This is a genomic window from Butyricicoccus sp. AF35-5AC (genome assembly GCF_003477715.1).
Taxonomy (GTDB): Bacteria; Bacillota; Clostridia; order Oscillospirales; family Butyricicoccaceae; genus Agathobaculum; species Agathobaculum butyriciproducens.
Genome location: NZ_QUDX01000014.1, coordinates 41,003 through 48,126, shown reverse-complemented (window position 1 = coordinate 48,126; position 7,124 = coordinate 41,003). Strand labels below are relative to the sequence as shown.

Below are 7,124 nucleotides of genomic sequence, written 5' to 3'. Positions count from 1 at the left end.
CCTGCTGGTTTTTTCTCGAATTTTTCAGTATTGATAATTGCGTTTTTTCATCAAACCAACGCATATTCAGCACAAAAATCAAGTTTTATACTCGTTCTATTCATTTTGCAGCTGGTTATATGCACAAAAATCGTATCTTCAGGTGCTAGTGTTCGCAAGGACGTGGGGGTTCAAGTCCCCCCATCCGCACCAAGTTAAAGAGCTTCAAACTTACGTTTGAAGCTCTTTTTCTGTACTTTTTACGGTATTTAGTTTTATGATGTAATTCGTGAAAAACTGGTGTCTACCACGAGTGTCTACCAAAATCGCGGCGCTTCATTTTAGTGCTGATTTTATGAAGTCCAGTTTTTCTTAACTTAAGGCAACACCGCACAATTAAAGCTGCGGTTCCTTGCGCAGGCTCCGGTCGCGCTGCCGCTGATTTCACGGTAATACACAAAGTATTACCGCAAAACCACGCCTTGTCAGTCCGCAAAATTTACTCGTAAATCGCTCTTGTTCAATTATGCGGTATTGCCTTAATGATATTGGGATAAAATTTTGGGGGATCAAACTTTACTCAAAACGTCCCATTTGAATTGATGTTACAACCCCATCTTCGACTGTTACATAAAGTAAATAGTGTATCATTCCACCCCAGACCGAAGAGGGCGTACCATATAGATCAAGGTAACGCTCCTCGCTGTCTCCAACCCGCAGACCACGCACGGTTCTATGCCGCCAGAACAGATAGCGGCGTGTCAGCTCAATCTATATGCTGAAGTGTGACATACTAAAAAAATAAGGGCGCGTTGCAATAGGGGTGAATAGTTTATGTGTATCCGGTTTCCCTTAAAAACTGGTATTCTACCACATCGATAAAGTACTATCTTTGATTTTGTGAACGATATGTTTTCGGAGATATCCTGTATTGTTCTTTAAATCTCTTAGAGAAATAGCTCGTATTATTGAATCCAGTCAGATAACAGATGTCAGATATACTTTTTGAGGTGGTAATAAGTAGCTGAGATGCTTGAAATAGTCGAAACTGATTTACATATTCAATAGGGGTCGTTTTTGACAATTCAGAAAAGCAACGGAAGCATTCGCTCTTACTGATGTTTGCGGCTCCAGCAATCTCCGAAATTGAAATGGGTTGTGAATAGTTTTGGCGAATATAATTGAGCATGGCCTTCATGCGCTGTTCTCGTAGAAATTTGCTACTGTCTTCGGAGTCTAATGATGTCTTTGGAAATAGAGCTAATAAGTTACGCCATATCCCAATGATGTTTTCAAGTAAAAATAGTTCATAAGTAGCATGCGTGTTTTCGGTATAATATATTTTCTTCAGGAATTCGAGAATGACATGTCCCTCTTTCCGTTCGGGAGTAATGACGAGAGCGGATGGTTGGTGTGTCGTCAAGGGAAGTGTATATTTATCGCAATGAACGTTCTGCATGAGATTAATCAGAAACTGTGGCGATAAGATAATGTTATAACCGATTGTTCCTTCGGAAAGAGCTGTTATCATGTGTACTGCCTCTGGTGCAATGTAAATACCGCTTCCTCTTTCTACAATATATGTGTCGCCATTGACTCGGTATTCTGCGCTTCCTTTGAGAATGATTTGTAATTCAAATTCATCATGCCAGTGGCTGGGGAAACATTTGTCTGCAAAGGTATCGAAATAGTCGATGAATTCTGAAATTGGAAATGTTTGATTGGAATAGGTGAGTTCCTCTCGTATAGCGCGGTTAACGATGTTGTTCTCCAAGGTATATTCTCCTTTCGATTTAATTCAGAAATTGCGGATAGTATAAAAATAGTCTCTGGAAAAGTGCACAAAAGAGAAAAAGAAAAACTCTATTTAAGAACAGTTTTGCATATAAAAAGTTTCGAAAAACATCAAGGGCAAGAAAACGTTTGTGCAAAATGATTAATATATGTCGAAATGCGCTTGATTACAATAGTTGAAAAGCATAAAAGTATAACAATTGTCTCGGAACTTTGGGAGAGATTTGATATAATTTGAAACGAAAGTGGCTGAACATAGTGGCGTGATATAGTATGATTCCATTATAGAAGAGACGATAAGTAATTGCAAGGCAAAATAAAATGCGTAAGGAAAAGAAAGGAGATCGATGAATATTGAGGCGAAATAACTGTTTAGATAAACAGATAATGCCGTGCTGTATCATACGCTGAGAGGATTGACGATTGCAAAAGTCACGTCTGTACCACGGTAATGTTCTTTGACAGAATTGTTGCATGTGAACAGATATGCGACTATATTCCCTGATGCGGCATCGCTGGCAATTCGTTTGGCAGCGATATAAGAAGACAAAGTCAATGGATTCAGATTTTGAATGAGAAAAGGGGCTATATGACAATGGACAATTCTATGGAGATGCGTCGTGCAAGAGAAGATCATATCGTCAGTTTACGCGAAAAGATCTGCTATGGCTTAGGCGATTCGGCATGTAACGTTGTATACGGTTTGTGCAGCACACTGCTCACATTCTTTTATACCGATTATGTAGGCATCAGCGCCGCGGTGGTTGGTATCATTTTTCTGATCACCCGCGTTTTCGACGGTGTTTCGGATATCATCATGGGTTTCATCACCGACCGAACAAAATCAAAATACGGTAAGGCAAGACCGTGGATCCTGTGGATGGCGGTGCCGTATGCGGTCACGTTTGTGGCACTGTTCTTTGTTCCGGCAAATGCCTCGGTGATGGTGCAGGCAATTTATATTTTCGTTACCTATAACCTTGTAAACACGGTCGTATATACCGCACTCAATCTTCCGTATTCCACTATGGCTTCGCTGATCACGCGTGATCAGAAATCCCGTACTTCCACGCAGGCGATTCGCATTTTCTGCGGCCCGATGGGCAAGATGGTGGTCACAGTTTCTACGCTTCCGCTGGTCAAGGCTTTCGGCAATACGCAGAAGAGCTGGATCATTGTTTCGGTGATTTTTGCAGTAATCGCGCTGGTTCTGCTGCTGGTCTGCTTCTTTAATATTGAAGAGCGCGTTGTTATTGAAGCTGCACAGAATAAGAAGGTTTCTGTCGGTGAAAACTTGAAGGCACTGTTCTCTAATCAGTACTGGGCGATCTGCCTTGGTCTGTGGGGCGTTATGGTTATGATGAGCACGGTCTCCGGTACCATTACGACTTATTACTGCAAATATATGCTCGGCAATGAAGCACTGTACAGCCCAATCTATGCAGCGGAACTGATCGCGCAGAGTATCGTTGTGCTGATCGTTCCTCATTTCGTAACCCGCTTTGGCAAGAGAAATTTGACACTTGCAGGTATCGTGCTCGTAATCGTAGCACAGTTTGTATGGATAACCAATCCTCTGAGCGTTACAGTGGCGATGACCAGCGCGGTTCTGCGCGGCATCGGTGTAGCTCCCCTGTGGGCATGTGTATTCCCCATGATTGCAGATTCCGCGGAATTTGGCCAGTGGAAGACTCACGTTCGTCAAGACGGCATGATTTTCAGTGCGGCTTCGGTTGGCTCCAAGCTGGGCGGCGGCTTGGCATCGGCGGGAATCGGTCTGTTAATGAATTCTGTCGGCTACAACGGTCTTGCAGCGACTCAGACTCCGGAAGCTATGTCGATGATCCGTTCGATCTGCATGTATGCGCCGATCGGTTTCTCGGTTATCATCGTGGTGCTTTGCCTGCTGTATAAGCTGGATAAGCTGTATCCGCAGGTCATCGCAGACCTCAAGGAACGCGACGCGCAGGGTATTCTGTAAGAAAATTGGCCGGAACACAACCGGACAATAGATGCGAGGCGGTACTACCTCTCCTGCCGCCTCGGCAAAAAACAAAAAGCAAAACAACAAGAGGTGTTAGTATGATTGACTTTGCGATCAATGTTGAAATGCTGTATCCCGGCATGGATATCTGTGAAAAGATCGAACGCGTCCACGCTGCCGGTTTCCAGGCCATTGAGTTCTGGGGCTGGCAGGACAAGGATCTTGCAAAACTCAAGGCGACCTGTAAGCATCTGGGCGTCAAAGTGCGTGCCTTCAGCGGCACGGGCGACTGGTCGCTCTGCGACCGTGAGCACAGCGGTGAGTATATCGACTGGATCAAAAAAACCATCGAAGTCGCCAAGGATCTGGAGTGTGATACGCTGATCCTGTTCCCAAACCATTTCACGCCGAATGGCTGCGCCGATTTCCGGAGTAAATACAGCCATGAAGCGATGATAGCCAATATCACCGCCACCCTTACCCGCCTGGCGCCCGTGCTGGAGGCGGCGAATATGACCGTGCTGCTCGAGCCGATCTGCAACATTGGCAGCGACGGCGGTATGTCGGTCACCGATACCTCGGTCGGCGCTGATATCGTTCGCGCGGTTGGTTCGCCCAGCGTAAAGCTTTTGTGTGATGTGTTCCACATGCAGATGATGCACGGAAAACTCCTGCAGAACATCACGGATAATATGGACATCGTGCCATACGTACACATTGCGGATGCACCTGACCGTCATGAACCGGGTACTGGTGAAATCCACTTTGACTATCTGCTCCCGCAGCTCAAGGCGAACGGCTACGACAGTACAATCTGCTTTGAGTATGTCCCCGCCGGCGAAGCCGAGGAAGGCTTCCCTGCAATCAAGCGTCTGTGCGATATGCTCGCGTAAGCGCAAGCTGAATACGTTTACGACAATCCTGATTCATTTCAAACTATCATTAAAATTAAGGAGGACAATAGTATGGTTAAGGAATTGACTTAGCCGGCGAAGCCGAGGAAGGCTTCCCTGCAATCAAGCGTCTGTGCGATATGCTCGCGTAAGAGCAATCCGAATACATTTACGACAATCCGAATTCATTTCAAATCATCATTAAAATTAAGGAGGACAATAGTATGTTTAAGGAACTGACTTATGGTATGGTAGGCGGCGACCTGAAGGCTTTAATTGGTGAATGTCACCGTAAAGCTCTGGGTCTGGATCCCCGTGCAAAGCTGGTATGCGGCTGCTTTTCCGCAATCGATGAGCTGAACGACGAGTGCGCAGAAGCATATCATGTGGATAAGTCCCGTGTGTACTATGATGCGGAAAAGATGGCAGAGGCTGAAGCAGGTAAGATCGACTTTGTTTCTATCTGCACGCCGAACTTCGTGCATTACTCTGCAGCCAAGACTTTTCTGGAGCATGGCATCAATGTAGTGTGCGAAAAGCCCATGACCCTCACTGTGGAAGAAGCGGAAGACCTGGCGCGAATTGCCAAGGAAAAGAATCTGGTCTTTGCAGTGGACTACTGCTACTCCGGCTATGTAATGTGCAAGGTAATGAAGCAGATGATTGCCCGCGGCGATATTGGCAAGATCATTGCAGTCAACTCCAACTACATCGAGAACAGCTTCCTCGATCTGCTTGCCGAGAAGGAACAGGTCAACGGCCGCATTTGGCGCACTGACCCCAAGTACAGCGGCGTTTCCAACACCTGCGCGGATGATGGCACGCATGTAGAGCATCTGGTCAACTATGTCACCGGCCTGAAGGTTAAGCGCCTGCTGGCTACCGCTGATACCTTCGGCAAAAAGCTTGATCTGAATGATAATATTATTCTGGAATATGATAACGGCGCACATGGTGCATACTGGTTCACTCAGGTTGCCTGTGGCTGCCCCAATGAAATCGAGCTTCGAATCATGGGTACCGAGGGTTGCCTGGAGTGGCGTCAGACCCGTCCGGATGAAGTAGTCTATATCAAAAAGGGTGAAGCTCCCCGCACGCTCAACCGTGCCGGCGATGGTATTGATGTACCCGCAGGTAAACTGGCTCGTGTACCGTTTGGTCACCCGGAGGGCTATTATATCGCAATCGCCAATATCTACCGCAGCGTAATCAGCACTATTCTCAAGATCAAGAACGGTGAGACGCCGACTGAGGAAGATCTGGACTTCCCGGATGTAGAAACCGGTGTAAGCGGTGTGAAATTCTTCCATGCCGTTATCGAGAGTGCACACAATAATTCCAAGTGGGTAGAACTCGACTGAGGAAATTAACAGAACGGATTGCGGATGGAGCCGTGGAAAAGGTTCCATCCGCAGAACCGGTGTAGGGAGGAAATTATAATGGCAAAGATGCAAAAAGCAATCGTTTATAAAGGTCCGGGCCATTTCGAGTATGAAGATCGTCCGATCCCTGAGATTCAGAATAAAAACGATGTCAAGATCAAGAGCTATGGCTGCTCCATCTGCGGCAGCGATATCAATATTTTCGCCGTTCCGCAGCGTCATCCATGCGAACCGGATATCATTTTCGGTCATGAGTTTTGCGGAGAGGTCGTTGAAGTCGGCGCAGATGTGACAAATCTGAAGCCGGGTGATAAGGTGGTTATTGATCCGCATGGACCTTGCGGGAAGTGCGATAATTGCCTTGCCGGTCTGCCGGAAGCTTGCCAAAATGTAAGCTGCTGCGGTGTTTGGACGGACGGCGGCCTGACGAACTATGTGGTGATGCCAGCGCAGTTCTGCTATAAGGTTGCGCCGGAAACTAAACCTGAGCTGATGGGTGTAGCAGAGCCGCTGGCTGGCTGCGGCTGCGCACTGGAAAAACTGAACGTACATGTAGGCGATACGGCATGTGTACTGGGAGCAGGCCCGATCGGTCTGATGTTTATTGCACTGCTCAAGGCAAACGGTTGCCGCAAGATCATTGTTTCCGAACCAATCGAGCACCGTCGCGAGCTGGCACTTAAGATTGGCGCGACCCGCGTAGTCAATCCGGATACAGAGGATCTGGTGAAGATCGTCAAGGAAGAGACCGATGGGTTGGGCGCCGACCACTGCGTCGAAGCGGTGGCTTCCATGCTGGCGGACTGTGTGCCGCTGGTGCGTCCGCACGGTAAGATTTTGCAGTTTGGACACGACGAACTGTCCCATCCGGAATTCCCGGTAGCGGAACTGCTCAAAAACGAGATTGAAGTATATGGCGGCTATCTCGGCAAGTATTATATGCGCAAGGTAGCGCAGATCATCGAATCGGGCATCCTGCCGCTGGATAAGATTGTGACCGATGTTATTCCGGCATCCCGTTATCAGGAAGCGCTCGATCTGGCAGCCAGCCGTCAGTGCGGAAAAGTGTTCGTCTCCATGGATCTGTAATTG

Annotated in this window: 6 protein-coding genes; 5 read left to right on the top strand and 1 reads right to left on the bottom strand. The window is 47.1% G+C overall.

All coding sequences use genetic code 11. The features are described from left to right. Window positions 1–198 (top strand): hypothetical protein (locus DWZ82_RS15465; RefSeq protein ID WP_207663671.1); only part of this gene is annotated, 198 nt, incomplete at its 5' end. Between the two features lie 667 nt (window positions 199–865). Here DWZ82_RS15465 and DWZ82_RS13240 read toward each other — a convergent pair. After that, on the bottom strand, window positions 866–1,753 hold the full coding sequence (locus DWZ82_RS13240; RefSeq protein WP_118481192.1) for a helix-turn-helix transcriptional regulator: 888 nt from the start codon (window positions 1,751–1,753) through the stop codon (window positions 866–868). A 615-nt stretch (window positions 1,754–2,368) separates the two neighbouring features. Between DWZ82_RS13240 and DWZ82_RS13235 the strand changes: the two genes are divergently transcribed. The 4 genes from DWZ82_RS13235 (at window position 2,369) to DWZ82_RS13220 (ending at window position 7,121) form a co-directional block, all read left to right on the top strand. Beyond that, window positions 2,369–3,754, top strand: a complete 1,386-nt coding sequence (locus tag DWZ82_RS13235) for an MFS transporter (protein WP_243022955.1) — start codon at window positions 2,369–2,371, stop codon at window positions 3,752–3,754. Window positions 3,755–3,855: 101 nt separating this feature from the next. After that, the gene (locus DWZ82_RS13230) at window positions 3,856–4,650 is read left to right on the top strand and encodes a TIM barrel protein (RefSeq protein WP_118481191.1); all 795 of its coding nucleotides are present in this window, start codon (window positions 3,856–3,858) and stop codon (window positions 4,648–4,650) included. A gap of 224 nt (window positions 4,651–4,874) precedes the next feature. Beyond that, window positions 4,875–6,011: a Gfo/Idh/MocA family protein gene (locus DWZ82_RS13225; RefSeq protein WP_118481190.1), complete on the top strand. Its 1,137-nt coding sequence runs from the start codon at window positions 4,875–4,877 to the stop codon at window positions 6,009–6,011. Between the two features lie 78 nt (window positions 6,012–6,089). Next, on the top strand, window positions 6,090–7,121 hold the full coding sequence (locus tag DWZ82_RS13220) for a zinc-dependent alcohol dehydrogenase (RefSeq protein ID WP_158575256.1): 1,032 nt from the start codon (window positions 6,090–6,092) through the stop codon (window positions 7,119–7,121). Window positions 7,122–7,124 lie beyond the last annotated feature (3 nt).

Excerpts from the sequence above, each read along its gene's own strand:
- DWZ82_RS13235 (WP_243022955.1), top strand. The coding sequence starts at position 2,369 with ATGGACAATTCTATGGAGATGCGTCGTGCAAGAGAAGATCATATCGTC.
- DWZ82_RS13230 (WP_118481191.1), top strand. The coding sequence starts at position 3,856 with ATGATTGACTTTGCGATCAATGTTGAAATGCTGTATCCCGGCATGGAT.
- DWZ82_RS13225 (WP_118481190.1), top strand. The coding sequence starts at position 4,875 with ATGTTTAAGGAACTGACTTATGGTATGGTAGGCGGCGACCTGAAGGCT.
- DWZ82_RS13220 (WP_158575256.1), top strand. The coding sequence starts at position 6,090 with ATGGCAAAGATGCAAAAAGCAATCGTTTATAAAGGTCCGGGCCATTTC.